The following is a 15,990-nucleotide window of genomic DNA, read 5'->3' as shown; positions in this document are numbered from 1 at the left end:
GCCTATAGCATATAGGAATATATCGCCATAAGTATTTAACTTTTGAGATTGTTTTTCAATTATATTTTATTCTGTTTCTCTTACTACTTTTCTAACAGGTAATACAAAGGTTGGTGAAACAGATAATTCATCTAGTCCCATTTCAAGGAAACGTTTTGTTAATGATAAGTCAGCACCTAACTCACCACAAATACCAGCCCAGATTCCTTCTTTATGAGCATTATCAACTACCATTTGGATTAGACGTAATACTGCTTCATGATGTGGATTATAGATTGGATCTAGTTTTGCATTTTGACGGTCAATCGCTAACGTGTATTGTGTTAAATCATTCGTACCGATACTGAAGAAATCAACTTCCTTCGCTAATAAATCACTAATAAGTGCCGCTGCTGGTGTTTCAATCATGATGCCAAGTTCTACTTCACCATATTCAATACCAACAGAATCTAATTCCTTCTTCACTTCTTCCACAATCTTCTTAATTTGAATAACCTCATCTACCGAGATAATCATTGGGAACATAATTGAAATGTTACCAAATGCACTTGCACGAAGAATGGCTCTAAGTTGAGTTTTGAAGATTTCTGGCTCATTAAGACAGATTCTAATAGCACGATATCCCATTGCTGGATTATCTTCATTACCAAGGTTAAGGTAATCTACTTGCTTATCTGCACCGATGTCTAATGTACGGATAATTACTTTCTTACCAGCCATAGTTTCTGCAACTTGCTTGTATACATGGAATTGTTCTTCTTCTGTTGGGAAATGATCGGATTCCAAGTATAAGAACTCACTTCTGAATAATCCGATACCACCTGCATCGTTTTGAAGTACAGCTGCAAGATCTGTTACATTACCAATGTTGGCATAGATATTAATCTTTTGTCCACTTAATGTAACATTTTCTTTTCCTTTTAGTTCTTGTAGTAACTTTCTGTTGTTCTCTTCTTCTTCTTTTTTCGCTTTGTATTTATTAAGTATATCTTCTTCTGGATCAATTAAAAAGGTTCCAGTATAGCCATCTACGATAGCCATCTTTCCATTCCATGATTCACTAATCTCTACGCCAATTAAAGCTGGAATATTCATAGTTCTTGCAAGGATTGCAGTATGTGAATTTGAAGATCCTAGCTCTGTTACGAACGCTAGGAGTTTTTCCTTATCCATCTGTACTGTCTCACTTGGAGCCAAATCATTGGCAACAATGATAACTGGTTCATCACCAATATCACTGCCTGTATTAGTGCCATTTAAAATTGAAATAACACGTTCCGAGATATCCTTGATATCGAATGCTCTTGCTTTGAAATAATCATCTTCCATGTTTGAGAACATTTCATAGAAATTATCTGAAGTTCTAGCTACCGCATATTCTGCATTCATTAATTGGTTCTCCATAATATTGGTAACTGAATCATTATAGTCTTCATCTTCTAACATCATAATATGAACATTAAAGATTTCAGCATTTCCTTCGCCAACTTCTTTAAGTGCTTTTTCGTAAAGTTTTGTTAGTTCTTTAATTGCTTGCTCTTTTGCATTTTTATAGCGTAGGATTTCCGCCGCAGCATCCTCTATTTTATATCTCTTAACTTGCTGCTCACCTTTGGAATAGAAATAAATCTTTCCTATTGCTACCCCTTTAAAGATAGACTTTCCACTAAATTGTTGCATAAATAACTCCTTACTTTCTTAGAAATTAGCTTTGAAGAAAGCTTCCATTTCTGCGCATGCTTTATCTTCATCTTCTCCGTCAACTTTTACTGTAATAGTAGTTCCGTTCTTAACTCCCATTCCCATGATTGCTAATAACTTAGTTGCTTCTGCAGATTTTCCTTCTGATTCAAGAGTGATTTTTGAACTATAGTTCTTTGCTTCTTTAACTAGAAGCCCTGCTGGTCTAGCATGAATTCCTGCTTCATCTGTAATAACATAATTAAATTGTTTCATACTCTTAATTCCTTTCTATCTAACTAAACAAATTAGGGAATATGCGTTTAATCCCTAATTTGCTTATATTAATATTGTACCAATATTACTTTACTTTGACAAGCCCATCACCAAATGTTACTTTACCTGTAGCTGTAGTAACTATATCTTCGTAGTTCTCAGTGTTTGATACAATAACTGGTGTAACTGTACGATAACCTGCATCAGTGATAGCTTTAAGATCCGCTTTAACAAGAATATCGCCTTTGCTTACTTTTTGTCCACTTTCTACTTTAACTTCGAAAGGTTTTCCATTCATTTGAACAGTATCAATACCGATATGGATAAGAACTTCTACACCTGAATCAGAACGTAATCCTATTGCATGTTTTGTATCAAATACCATCATAACTTCACCATCAAATGGAGCTTTAACAGTACCATTACTTGGTTCAACGGCAATACCTTTCCCTAATAATTCTTCTGAAAATACACCGTCACCAACTTCTTTTAGTGACATAACTTTTCCTTCTAAAGGTGAATAGATTACAGTTTCCGTATTTCCTGATTTTTTATTTTCTTCTTTCTTAGTAGCTGCTTCTGTAGATACAGGAGCTTTATGTTCCATTACATGATCACTCTCAGGAGTGTGTAAGAAATCTTCTAAGTTAGATTTAATAACTGTTACTTTTGGTCCGTAAATTACTTGGATACCATTACCTTTTTTAATAACACCAGCTGCACCACTTGCTTTAAGCGTTTGCTCGTCAACTAATGAAGCATCATATACCGTTGTACGTAATCTTGTTGCACAGCAATCTAAATCGCTGATGTTTGCTTTACCACCTAAACCTCTAGTAATTAATACTGAAGTTTCATCAGCCGCACTTACTGCACCACTTTCCTTACTAGTGTTATTTTTACGGGCATTAACATCTGCTCTTGTGTAAAGTTTTGTTTCTTCTGTATCATCATCACGTCCCGGAGTCTTAAAGTTGAACTTCAAGATTAAGAAACGGAATAAGAAGTAGTAAATGATAAAGTAGAAAATACCTACGATTACGATATATATCCAACTTGTCTTTCCGTTACCTTGTAAGATACCGAATAAGAATAAATCAATTAAACCACCAGAGAAGGTCATACCTACACCAACACCTAGTATATGCATAAACATGTATGCTAAACCTGCGAGTACACAGTGAATTACATAAAGAATAGGTGCTACGAATAAGAATGTGAATTCAATTGGTTCTGTAATACCTGTTAACATTGATGTTAACGCTGCTGATAATAATAAACCACCAACAACTTTCTTTTTGTTTGATTTTGCAGTCGTGTACATAGCAAGCGCTGCACCAGGTAAACCAAAGATCATAAGTGGGAATTTACCTGACATAAATCTTGTTGCTGATACACTAAAATGTGTAATGTTTGGTGCTGCAAGTTCCGCAAAGAAGATATTTTGCGCACCTTCAACTACTGTACCAGCTACCGTTGCCGAACCACCAACTGCTGTTTGCCAGAATGGCATATAGAATACATGATGTAAACCAAATGGTATTAACGCTCTTTCCATTACACCATATATCCATGTACCTGCATACCCTGATTGTAATACAAGATCACCAACTTGGTAGATTCCAGATTGGATTGTTGGCCATATAAAGTACATAGCAATACCAACTACTAAATAAACTACCGTACTAATGATTGGTACAAATCTTGTCCCACCAAAGAACGAAAGAACTTGAGGTAACTCAATCTTATAAAATCTATTGTGGAGCGCTGCTACACCTAGACCTACTATAATACCACCAAAAACACCCATTTGTAATGAAGTGATTCCAAGTACTTGTGCAGAAGCACCTTCTAATAATGTTTTAGTACCGCCATTAATATCAATCATAGCACCGATTGAAGCATGCATAATTAAGAATGCTAACGCTGCAGATAACGCTGCAACTTCCTTTTCCTTCTTAGCCATACCAATGGCAACACCCATTGCAAATAGCAATGGCAAGTTATCAAACACTATACTTCCAGCTTTACTCATTACCGTAAAAATTGCATTAAGGACTGTACCTTCACCCATAACCTTTAGCAATCCGTAAGTTTCTAGCATTGTTTCATTCGTTAATGAACCACCAATTCCTAAAAACAAACCTGCTACTGGCAGAATTGCAATTGGTAACATGAAGGATCTTCCAACTCTTTGTAAAACACCAAAAATTTTGTCTTTCATTGTTTTTCTTACCTTTCTTATGTTCTTGTATAATTTGTAACTATTCAAGAATACACCTCTCCTATTTACAAATTAATGTATGATAAAATGGCTAGAAATAATCAAACCATTTCAACAACCCTTTAAATTAATTAAACAATATTGATTTAATTATAAAAAAAGACCAAAGCAAAAACTATAACATACACTACTGCCTTATGTTATACCTTTACTTCGGTCTTGCCTGCCTTACCAGTCACAATCCGGGACATTGAAGTGTTCTTACGACATCTGCATTCTTCTTAGATGTATTGTAAGAAACATTAATTCTTCTTCCGTAACTTTTTTATTATATTTTTCTAAAACTAATTTAGCGATATTCTCAGCACATTGGTAATCAACCGGATATCTATCCTTAACTAAACTTCTGAATTCTTCATCATCATCTTCAACAACCTTATTGTTGAATAAACGTTGTCCAAAAAATTTGAGATGTGTAATAAACCTAGTATAATTAAACGAATCTTCATCAAGAGGTTTACCATAGTAATCTCGAATAAGATCTACTATCATCTGGATAAGTTCCGTTATCTTGACCATATTTCCCATATTGGTGTCAAGTTCTGCATTGACGATATGTAAAGCTATAAAGCCCGCTTCGTCATAAGATAATTCAACGCCTAATTTTTCTTTTATTATCTCTAAAGACTGAACTCCTATCTCATATTCTGCTTCATAGAAGGTTTTAATCTCAGTTAATAATACATTACGATACTCTAACTTATTTCCTTTTCTAGTAATCGCAAAACTAATATGATCTGTTAAAGTAATATAGATATTATCATTCAACTTTTTGTTCAGTTTCTTCGTTGCATATTCTATAATTTCAGTGCAAACTGTAATGTATTCTATTGGTATATCGGCTAATAATTCTTGAAGTTTATTAGATGTTGCTTTATTCTCCATCTTATAGATTTTCTCTACTTTATCATCTTCAATACTATCATTAACCTTTTTTTGGAAACCAATGCCTAATCCTCGCAAAATAACCTCATTGCCTTCTGCATCGTTAGAACATACTACATTATTATTAATCAGCTTTGTAATTCTATACACATTGCCTTCCTCCCACTAGCAAAACAACAAACAGAGACCAACCTTCGCGAATCATTCACATTAATTCCCAACAAATAAAAGTAGACCAACTCCATAGAAAAATTCTGTTCTATAAGTTAGTCTTGCCTGCTTTACCAGTCACAATCTAATACTGTTATTTAATTTAAAATCATTTTAGCACATATTTATTAAAATCTCAAGATAAATTTTAAAATTTTGTTCATATAAGACACAAATCATAATATACCACTTGTAATAATTACCCAAATCATCTTTATCCAAACACTCGGAATCCTTCACCATGTATTTCATTAGCATCCATAACTATTATAAATACATCTTCATCAAGTTTTTTAACTGATTTTTCAACTTGATACATCTCCTTTGAATTACAAGCAACCATCACAACCTGTTTATTTCTCTTCCTGTAACCACCACGACCATCTAGTATTGTTGAACCTCGTCCACAACATTCATCGATAAGGTCACAGACTTCTTCTCCTCTCTCAGTTATAATCAAAGCAATTTTACTAGAATTCAAACCGCACATTACTCTATCTACTACTACTGCAAATAAGAAATTAATTATCATACCATATATAATACCGTCCATATCTTTGAAAATAATTCCACCTACTAAGATAATTCCGATATCGGTTAAGAATGCAATAGTACCTAATTTCATATGTGGTCTGATTGCCTTCATAGCCATAATTATGAAGTCGGCACCACCAGTAGAAGAATTACGCATATAAATAACTGCATACCCTATTCCACCTAAGGTACCAGTTACTAAAGCAGATAACATTCTATTTCCATTGTATAATGGTAGTAAAGGGGCTAGATAATCTATCATTAAAGAAGAGATCACCATACAACGCACTGATCGTATCATAAAATCTTTACCTATTAAACGATAACATAGAAATGCTACTGGTATATTGAGAATAATGGTTGTTATACCAATTGGAGCTTGAAAAAGGCGATAGAATATCAGCGCAATACCAGAAAAACCTGTCATTGGAAATTTTGCATTTAAGGCAAAATTATAAAGTGCAATTGCTATTAAGAAACTACCAATACATTCCCATAAAATATCTCCACTTACTCTTTTTTTATCTTTAAACCATTCCATGTTGCATTATCCTCTCTACATTTTAATTTATATATCATAAAATCAAAAAAGATATTTGTGGATTATATTACTGTATAATCCGCAAATATCTTTGCTCTTTCATCTTTTCCTATAAAGAGTTATATAACTTTACTTATATATTATTATTTCACGTTTTATTATTTTTATTCGCTTTTGATAATATAACCATCTCAATACGTCGATTTTTATTTCGCCCTTCCATCGTATCATTGGATGCAATTGGGTCATTCTCACCACAACCTACAGCCATTAAACGTGTACTTGCGACTTTATTATTCTCTACAAGATACTCAACTACATTGGCTGCCCTTACAGCTGACAACTGCCAGTTTGATGAAAACGTACTATCCTTAATTGGTACATTATCTGTATATCCCTTTACTAGAATATCATTATCAATCTCATTCAATTTATTAGCAATTATATCAAGTGCTCGCTTCATGTTATCATTTAATATGGCATTTCCACTATCAAAGAACACACTACTTGGAAATGTAATTATTAAACCATCCTCATAATGACTCGTACTGATATCTTGTCCCAAGTTATTCTCGGAAATTATTTTGTTAATGTCATTATTTAGTGATTCCATCTGATCCTTTGAACCAGTCTGTGTTTGATTTGCTGACTGATCTACACCTGCTTGACCTGTTGATTGTTCCGTAGATGACTCGCTATCACCTTCAGGCAGAATTTCTCCCCCGCCTGGTAATACACTCTCAGCACCTGGTAATACAGAGTCCGAGCCATTCAGACCACTTGAATTTGATTTTGTACCAAATGATTCACTAAGAGAATCTGCAAGTTGATCATATTTTGATTGATTTACATTACTAATAGCATATAGCAATACAAAAAGAATCATCAACAGTGTTATTAAATCCGAATATGTCAATAACCAACGTTCACTATTTCCCTCGTGCTTCTTTCGCATTTTCATAATCTAAGTATCCCTCCAAACGCTCTGCTATTAATGTTGGGTTGCTACCTTTTTGTATCATTGTAATACCATCTAGCATCATATATTTTGTAATAGTTTCATCCGCATCAAGTTCCTTCAATTTCGTTCCAATAGGAAGCCATATTAGATTAGCCGAACCAACTCCATACAAAGTTGCTATGAATGCTACCGCTATCTTTCCACCTAGTTCATTAGGATTACTTAAATCACCTAGAACGTGAACTAATCCCATAACTGTACCTAGTACCCCCATTGTAGGTGCATATCCACCTGCTGCTTCGAATATACCAATTCCTTTTGCATGTCGTTGTTGCATATTCTCAATTCTACTTTCTAACGTCTCTCTAACTTCATCAACATCAATTCCATCTACCACCATCTGAAGACCCGATACCAAAAATGGATCCATACTCTGCTCATTATTAAGCTTACCTTCTAATGAAAGAAGGCCCTCTTTTCTAACCATCGTGGATACATCTCCGAAATATGTAAGTAACTCTGTTCTATCTTGTTTCTCCTTTTTAAATGCTATCCTCAATAAATTTGGTATTTTCGCTAAATCCTTAGCAGCGAATGACATTCCAATAGCACCAAACGTTCCTCCAAAAACAATTAATGCCGCAGTTGGTTCTAATAAAGCTCCTAAAACTCCGCCTTCTAATACAAATGCTACCACTAATGCTATAAAAGAAAATATAAGACTAATAACTGTAACAATATCCATTAAAGTTCTCCTTTCACACTCTTTAGTCTCTAAGGATTTAGGTGTCAAAACTTCCCTAAATTGTCAATTTTATTATCTTACTTCCAAAACCGAATTTAGTCAATCATGGAAAAATAAATTAAGCGAATTCTTAATTGTATAATTATTCTAATTCATTTTAATGACTAATCCTTATTTAATAAGGCATTCATCTTGTGGGAATTGTTTTGACAAACCGTACTATTCAATATAGAATAGCACTGTACAATTGTACTTTAAGATAACAATTTTCTCTACTTAGGAGGACAACATGAAGAAGGCAATATTTTTTGATATCGACGGGACACTTATTAACTGTATGAATAACCAACATACTATGTCAGATAAGGTAAAAGAAGCAATTAAGACGCTTAGGGCACAAGGTCATTATACTTTTATAGCATCCGGCAGACCATTTGCCTTTATAGATGAGAATTTAAAATCATTTGGATTTGATGGCTTTATTCTTGCTAATGGTGCACATATAATGATTAATGATTCTACGATTTATGAAAGTCCATTTGATGATAACTTTTATAGAAGAATGCTCGATGAGTTCAATAATCGAGATATCCAATATATTTTAGAAAGCTCAGAATATTCCTATATTCCAGAGCAGTCAACTGAATTCTATGAATTCTACAAAGAAATAGGTATTCCAACAAGTTATATGAAACGTACTCTCCCATCAGATGATATAGGCATATTGAAGATTGAAGCATTATGCCCTAATGGTGATATAGCCAAACAATGTTTGGATATTATTGATAGTTATGAAGAATACGGTAGCTTTAAAAGTATTGATCCACGTCTATTCGAGATATATAACAGGAAAAATACGAAAGCTACCGCAATCTTAAAAACACTAGAATACCTTAACATACCAATCGAATGTAGTTATGCATTTGGTGATGGTGAGAATGACATCGAAATGTTATCTACTGTTGGATGTGGTATTGCTATGGATAATGCTACTGACTACGTTAAATCCTTTGCAAAAAAAATCACAGACTCTGTTACAGAGGACGGTGTTGCAAATGGAATAATGAAGTACGTGATTGAATAAAAACTTGATACTTTTCTTTAAACTGTTTGGTTTTTAACCTACTTATGTAAGCAACATCTCCATTAAGCAAGGTCACAGTTGAACGATCATGTTCTTTGACATAAGCAAGATTAATTAGATACGATTTGTGAATTCGAAAGAATTCACAATCTTCTAGTCTTTGCTCAATTTCATTGATTTTATTATCTACTATATATGTTTTGTTTGTTGTAATTACTTTTAACTTTCGATCCAATGTTTCAAAATATACTATCTTTGAATAAGGTATGTTTAAAAACTTCTGTCCTTGATTTAAGATAATTAATTTTGAAGATTTTTCTTTTCTGTTTTTTAAAAATAATTCCAACGTCCTGATTAGTCCCTCTTTCTCTAGTGGTTTTGGTAGATATCGAAGTGCATTTACTTCAAAAGCTTGATACGCTTTATCCAAACGATATGTAATAAATACAATCTCTGCAGTCTGGTTTTGTTCTCTTATCTTCCTCGCTAACTCAATACCATCATTCCCTTTATCAAATACAACCTCTAAGAAGAAAAGATCAAATTCTTCCAGATTACAAATTAACAAATCACTTTCACAGTAATAAGTAGTAATCGAATATTTTACGAATTGCTCACCAAAATATTCCTTGAGTATTCTTTGAAGATTTTCAACAAAAATCAAATCAGTATCACAAATCCCTATCCCTATCATATTCCCTAGCCTTTTTCTATGGTTCTATTCCAGAAATTAATATACCATCGTAATACACTGCTACCTTTTCACTATCCCCATAGGAATAATCGTTACTTTGATCATAATTGCTCCAATTATCCTTGGCAGTTCTAGTTGCAACATTTAAAACAGCACCTTCTTCTAACGTATCCGAAGAATTAAATGTGATTTCAATATAACTATCCGAAAGACTCGTTTTATCACTCATCTTTACTACATTTCCTTTACTAATACCCGTATAGCTTACATACCAAGGAGCTTTGTTGTATGTCATTGACGTGTTATCACACCATACCGTTTCTTTTTCAGTTCCATCTGATGTGTAGTAATAGCGAATTGATAACTTGGATAAGTCAAGTGCTTTTCCACTCTTATGTTTGATTGAAAAATTATTTTGTAATGTACTTGTTGAAATAGCTGTATTCCCTGTATTACTTACTTCAATCTCAATATCTGTTGGAATAGGTTTCTCAGAAACAGGAAGTTGTACTTGAACGGTAATGGATTTTGAAACTGTACTTGTACCATTATCCCCATATGCTTTTGCCTTAATTGTATATGATTTTAAATCACCAAGTTTGCTAGCTGTTCCACTTGGAGTAAAACTTGCTTGATATGGCTTGCTTATGCTAGTCCCCACTTCCTTATCATTTACATAGAATACAACCTTAGTAATATTACCTTTAGCTATACTTGCATCTGCATTAAGTTCGATTGGTATAACCTCTTTGCTCATATCAATTACTGCACCATCTGTTGGATTCACTACTTCTACAGTTGGGGTTTCTACAGGAATATCACTTCCCTTTGAAGGTTCTTTACCAAAGACTAATTTTCCATCATCATATAATGCTATATTCTCGGATTTTACGAGACTACTTGAGCTACTATTTTCTAAATCTTTAAAAGATGGACTCTTCGTATAATCCCATTTTCCAGGAGCTGTAATTCTGATCTGAAGTTCATTTTTATGCTCGCTTTGACCACCCGGGTAAATCTTTGCACCAGATAAATCAATCTCTGTATAATAAATTCCATGTTCTGCATCCCATGGCTTCAATTCAGAAACCTTAGCACTACGTTGACTATAGCTGCATGCTATTTTCATATCGCTTGCAGTCTTACCTGAAGCAATTACATCACTAATATCTACAAAATATCTAAAACTTAGTTTATCTGTTACTCTAGCTGGCCATGCTGTTCTATTATATACAACAGTTTTCAATTCTACAAAGTTTACAGTATTTTGTTTATCTTGTGCATTCACACCAGCTTCCACAAATAATTCCTCGCCTACTGTTTCAATGGCATTTAAATCTGGATTAATAGTTCCTCCGAAATCATCATACATTTTAGCCATAAGACCAACTAGTCCTGCATTATAATCACAACCAACCTCATTATGTTGATAATCTGTTATTACATCCTGATATCCATCATTACTATCAGGGCCACCGACTAAAGCTCCTACAAGGACATGTCTAGCTTTACTAGGTGCACCAGATGCATTATTCTCCCAAGCTCCGTGAGCAGTACGATGATGTGGTTGCGTAGGCGATGTTTCATCATAACCTATTAAATAGCTTCTACCTGAACTTCCTAGTATATAATCTGCTTGAGATTTAGCAAACGTTTCATAGGTATCAGCTCTGCCTGGATCTGCTTTATCCCAATCTGCATATACACTCGCCAAGAAAGACTGAGTTGAAGAATAACGTAAACTTCCCCATGAATCTCGGAATGCTAATCCTTTTGGGGTGTAGGTAATACGTTCTCCATCTTTACCAGTTGTCCAGTAATCTAAATTATTCTCAATTGCTTCTTTGTAGATAGCAGCATCCTCTGAGGAATCATGTTGTGCTATTAATAATTCAGCACCAAAGTGAACATCATCCCAGCAATGAGCCCATGTATAAGCGATTTCATCTGTTTGACCTTCTTTTCCCCAATACTCACTATAGTCTTTTGACTTAGTTAGATATGTACCATCATTGGTAGCGATATAGATCCAAATACTTGCCCATGATAATTCATCATAGAAATGACTTGAATTATAGTAAGAGCCTGCATGCTCCTTATATCCCGAATCACCTTTCATTCTCTCTGCTAACGAAAATAGTTCTTTCGCATGCTTTAAACAGGTTGCTGCATAAGTAGGATCACTATCTTTGAATAAGATTGAGGCGGAAGCAAGTGCTGCTGCTGCTTCACCACACACTGCGGAACCTGGATGGTCTAGATCAACCTTATATGCAGGTCGATTCATTTGCATAACTTCTGCTGAAGTCCAGTAAGCATGATCAAGTCCACCATCACCAACTTGATAATAATACACATCAGCTGATGGATGGCACTTTATTAGATAATCTGTAATCCACTTGATATTCTCTAATAAATAGACATCTTGTCCCGAATTTTTATAAATATCTGTGCTCTCCAAATATGACCATGCTAACATAGTAGATGTATATGCCATTGGCAAATTGAATTTAACATGATCACCGCAGTCATACATTCCCCCAGTAAGATCTAAACCTACATCTGCGCCATCAGCTAAACCAGAATCTCCTCTCCAATTATTACGTTGATTTTCTGGTAACTTACCAGATTTTTGAAAATCATAAAACATAACTGATTTTTCTAATGCATCGCCGTAATTATAATTCTTAGTATTAACTACCGTATTCGTATCTGAAGAAGCTAAAACTGCAGGAACAGCATTTCCTACCGTACCTAATATAAGAGAAACTCCTAAAATCATACTCATTGTTTTTTTTAATTTTTTATTTCCCATATTCCATTTATGCCCCTATAACAACCTCTTTGTTGTTATAGCTGTCCATCTTATGAATCCAATAAGATGGACAGCAGCATTCTCCTTTCCTTTTAATCAACAACTTAATAGACTTAGTATGGTTGCACCCCTGATATTACTTCATCTTTATACAAAACGATCACTCCTGATTTATAGGAATAATCATTTGTTTGATCAAAATTACTCCAGTTTGCTTTACTCAAACGGATACCCAACTCAAGCTTCCCACTTTCGTCTAAAGTCAGATCTGTATTAAATGAGATTTCCATATAGTAGTTATTTCCTGATACTTGTACAATCTTAACTTGTGTGGAAGAATTTAAACTTACATACCATGGAGCTTTGGTCATACTTAAACTAACGCTATCTATATATGCATTTTGTGCTATTTCATCTTCTAGCGTATAGTAGTAACGAAGCTTTACATCTGATAGATTTACTTCTTTCTTAGCTGTAACCTTAAACTGCCCACCAATAATATTACTTGAATCTCCACCTTGGCTCTTGAATTCAACGTTAATATCTGGATTCGTTGGATTCTCTTCCTTTGGCATAGTAATGGTTATAGTTACCTCGTTCGATGTTTTTACTGTATTATTATCAGCATAGGCAATCGCCTTTAATACAATTGTCTTTTTGCCGTTAACAGCACCTGTTTTCGTTGGAACATAAACACCTTGGTAATCTGCGCTGCTATCTTCTGCAAATTTCACACCATCTGCGTAGAATTCAACCTTATTAATACTACCTTTTGCAATTGTTGCATCTGCTTTTACTGTAATTCCATTTTCACAGTTAGCCCAATCAAATGTTGCACTATTTGAAGGACTTGTAACTGAGACAACAGGAGTTACTACACTTGCACCATCTTCTGGGAAAAATTCATCCATTACTCCAAGAGCTATTGCAGCTTCTGATTGTGCCCAGAAACGATGATATACCATTGAAAATGGTTTCTTATTATCATACGCATCTTTTAGCCTTTTAAAATCAGGATCCTTTTCATATCCAGTACGGATTGAGAAGAATGTAGATCCTTTTTCAATCTTATCTCCATTTGCCATTGTTCCACTATAGTTATCAGGTACTGCTATCTTCTGATCAAAGAAACGCCCTAACATGGTAGTAAGCTCTTGCTCATCACCAATACCTTTATCATCTCTGTATAGGCTCCACATACGATTTAATAATTCCTTTGCAACGCTAACATAGCCTTGGTAGGAAGTATCGCTTGTATGTTTTTGTAAACCAGCAGCATAGTATGTTAAAGTATTTGCAAGAGATGATGTAACACCAATATCATGACCATAATTTGCAACCGTAACATGTAAATTAGGATTACCAGTAGACTTTCCTGTCCATGTATCTGGTTGACCTGACCATTTTAAAGTACTAGGAATTAAATATGTTCCATCATCTTTTAATTGAACTTCTGAAACTCCCCAGTTAGCCCATTTATCTAATATCGCTTTTGCTCTTGTATCACCTGTTTGATAATAGAGTTCTGCCATACGTTGCATAGACCAACATTGCATACCAAACCATTCATTACTTCCTGGATCAGCATAAACAGGTGCTTCTTCGTAAGCCATATCATAGAAAGTACTTATTCCAGCTGGATACTTGTCATAGGAACCATTGTAAGAGTTAGTTGCTCCACCAGCAATTGCTCCTTCTGATGATTGTAACCATTGATAGAACTCTAATTGTCTATCTAAACTCTTAGACCAGTCACTCTGCGCTGTTTGTGACTTAGGAATAAATTCTGTATCATTGGAAAGAACCCATGCTGCCATTGGATTTTGATAACCAAAATGATTGTGGCTACTTCCAATTCTCCAGCTCCAACTATCATCCATAGAACCACCCCAAGAATAGTACCATGATAATAGATAATGAGCTGAATCACGTCCACTTGCTGCAGTAAGTCCTTGCGCTCCAACTTTCATAAAGTATTTATCGAACATGGAATAACGTAAGTAATCACCCATCTTACTTGCTTTTGCTACATACTTATCAAGTGATTTGTTATCCTCTTTTGCCCATTCACTCGCATGATACATAGCTTGTACTACACGAGCATCTGCATCAGAAGCAATTGTATAACGCCATTGTTTTGAATATGAGTTATCTCCTGTGAAAAATGGTAAGAAACCTTTATCTCCTCCCCACTTGAATGTTTCCCATGATGGATGAGGTATTGTTTCCCACACGGATTCTTGTTCACCACGTTGGTAGGTATTGATATAAGATGGTGTTGATACTCCATCACCACGTTTACCATAGCCATAGAAGTTATCAACATCAATAAGCCAATGCATACCGTACATCTGTGGTGTTCCATATGTATTACGAAGTTCTGTGTAAAGTGGATCTTGTCCTACCTTTACATCAAACTTTAATTGACTTGGATAATAGTCCGGCAAAGAATACTCTGCCGCATAAGTCGCAGGTTTACTAGGGTTATAACTATATTGACCTGGCTGATCTTCCGATGTTGGTATATAATATTTTTCAATCGTATCCCATGCAGATTCAACCCCTGAATAGTCTTTCGTTATTCTTCCTTTCATTGCCTGCAACCAAAGCAAATAACTTGCTGTTTCACTCGTTGATTCATGACCATGATCTGGTGCCTCTACCATCAATGTTTCAACTGAGTGATAAGGGATTCCTTGATCATTAAAATACCCGTTTTCTTTGTCATAAATGTCATCGTATAATTCAAGGAATCTTTGTTCATAAATACTTGGCGTATCTGATTCAACCGCGTAAGTTGTTGTATTAGCATCACCATCTGTCTTTGCACCCACATACAAACCACTGAACGGGCTAATACATTGTGAAACAATTAAAACCGAACTTAATAAACCCCATTTCTTGCTTTTTTTCATACCTTATTCTCCTTTACTTGTTTTCATTTCCCATTGAACAATTACTACCATGCTTCGATACCTTCTAGATCCTATTTTTCCGTATTACCTCCTTTCCCTCTGTTACCACAACAATTTACAATTAACAATTTAATAATAGGATATTTTGGAAATTTTACAACACAAATCGTATATCATGTATGTTATTCGGCCACAAAATGTAAGTTCAATTTTAAGTAAATATATATGTATACTGATTATAGTAATAATATTAATCTTTTTTCTAATATTTTAACATAATATCATATACTTATCTGCTAATATAGTTTTGTTTATTCTGACACTAGACGAAGATTGAATATAATTATCTAGAATTTTTATTACTAT

11 protein-coding genes are annotated in these 15,990 nt (G+C 34.4%); 1 reads left to right on the top strand and 10 read right to left on the bottom strand.

Annotation, left to right across the window (positions count from 1 at the left end; translation table 11 throughout):
* Window positions 1-66: 66 nt before the first annotated feature.
* The 7 genes from ptsP to ACW2QF_RS10570 form a co-directional block, all read right to left on the bottom strand.
* Window positions 67-1,680: a phosphoenolpyruvate--protein phosphotransferase gene (gene ptsP / locus ACW2QF_RS10600; RefSeq protein ID WP_455715976.1), complete on the bottom strand. Its 1,614-nt coding sequence runs from the start codon at window positions 1,678-1,680 to the stop codon at window positions 67-69.
* Window positions 1,681-1,698: 18 nt separating this feature from the next.
* On the bottom strand, window positions 1,699-1,956 hold the full coding sequence (locus ACW2QF_RS10595; RefSeq protein ID WP_455715975.1) for an HPr family phosphocarrier protein: 258 nt from the start codon (window positions 1,954-1,956) through the stop codon (window positions 1,699-1,701).
* Between the two features lie 85 nt (window positions 1,957-2,041).
* A complete protein-coding gene (locus ACW2QF_RS10590) occupies window positions 2,042-4,180 on the bottom strand; it encodes a glucose PTS transporter subunit IIA (protein ID WP_455715974.1) in 2,139 nt (712 codons plus the stop codon).
* 261 nt (window positions 4,181-4,441) lie between these two features.
* Complete coding sequence (licT, locus tag ACW2QF_RS10585) at window positions 4,442-5,275, bottom strand: BglG family transcription antiterminator LicT (RefSeq protein ID WP_455715973.1); 834 nt, start codon at window positions 5,273-5,275, stop codon at window positions 4,442-4,444.
* Window positions 5,276-5,549: 274 nt separating this feature from the next.
* Window positions 5,550-6,410, bottom strand: a complete 861-nt coding sequence (locus tag ACW2QF_RS10580; protein WP_455715972.1) for a YitT family protein — start codon at window positions 6,408-6,410, stop codon at window positions 5,550-5,552.
* 148 nt (window positions 6,411-6,558) lie between these two features.
* Entirely contained in the window at window positions 6,559-7,371 is an 813-nt protein-coding gene (locus ACW2QF_RS10575) for a flagellar motor protein MotB (protein WP_455715971.1), read from the bottom strand.
* Window positions 7,340-8,116, bottom strand: a complete 777-nt coding sequence (locus ACW2QF_RS10570; RefSeq protein ID WP_455715970.1) for a flagellar motor protein — start codon at window positions 8,114-8,116, stop codon at window positions 7,340-7,342. The genes ACW2QF_RS10575 and ACW2QF_RS10570 overlap by 32 nt, the downstream gene beginning before the upstream one ends.
* A gap of 289 nt (window positions 8,117-8,405) precedes the next feature.
* Here ACW2QF_RS10570 and ACW2QF_RS10565 point away from each other — a divergent pair, with 289 nt between their 5' ends.
* Window positions 8,406-9,200 carry an HAD family hydrolase gene (locus ACW2QF_RS10565; protein WP_455715969.1) on the top strand — a complete coding sequence of 265 codons (795 nt, stop codon included), beginning with the start codon at window positions 8,406-8,408 and terminating at the stop codon, window positions 9,198-9,200.
* Here the strand turns inward: ACW2QF_RS10565 and ACW2QF_RS10560 are convergent.
* From ACW2QF_RS10560 to ACW2QF_RS10550, 3 genes are all read right to left on the bottom strand, one after another.
* A complete protein-coding gene (locus ACW2QF_RS10560) occupies window positions 9,151-9,894 on the bottom strand; it encodes a LytR/AlgR family response regulator transcription factor (RefSeq protein ID WP_455715968.1) in 744 nt (247 codons plus the stop codon). The genes ACW2QF_RS10565 and ACW2QF_RS10560 overlap by 50 nt on opposite strands.
* 16 nt (window positions 9,895-9,910) lie before the next feature.
* Window positions 9,911-12,709: a glycoside hydrolase family 9 protein gene (locus ACW2QF_RS10555; protein ID WP_455715967.1), complete on the bottom strand. Its 2,799-nt coding sequence runs from the start codon at window positions 12,707-12,709 to the stop codon at window positions 9,911-9,913.
* Window positions 12,710-12,822: 113 nt separating this feature from the next.
* A complete protein-coding gene (locus ACW2QF_RS10550; protein WP_455715966.1) occupies window positions 12,823-15,624 on the bottom strand; it encodes a glycoside hydrolase family 48 protein in 2,802 nt (933 codons plus the stop codon).
* Window positions 15,625-15,990 lie beyond the last annotated feature (366 nt).

The organism is Anaerosporobacter sp. (genome assembly GCF_965301125.1).
The sequence above is the reverse complement of the archived record's forward strand: the minus strand, read 5'-3'. Positions and strand labels throughout refer to the sequence as shown.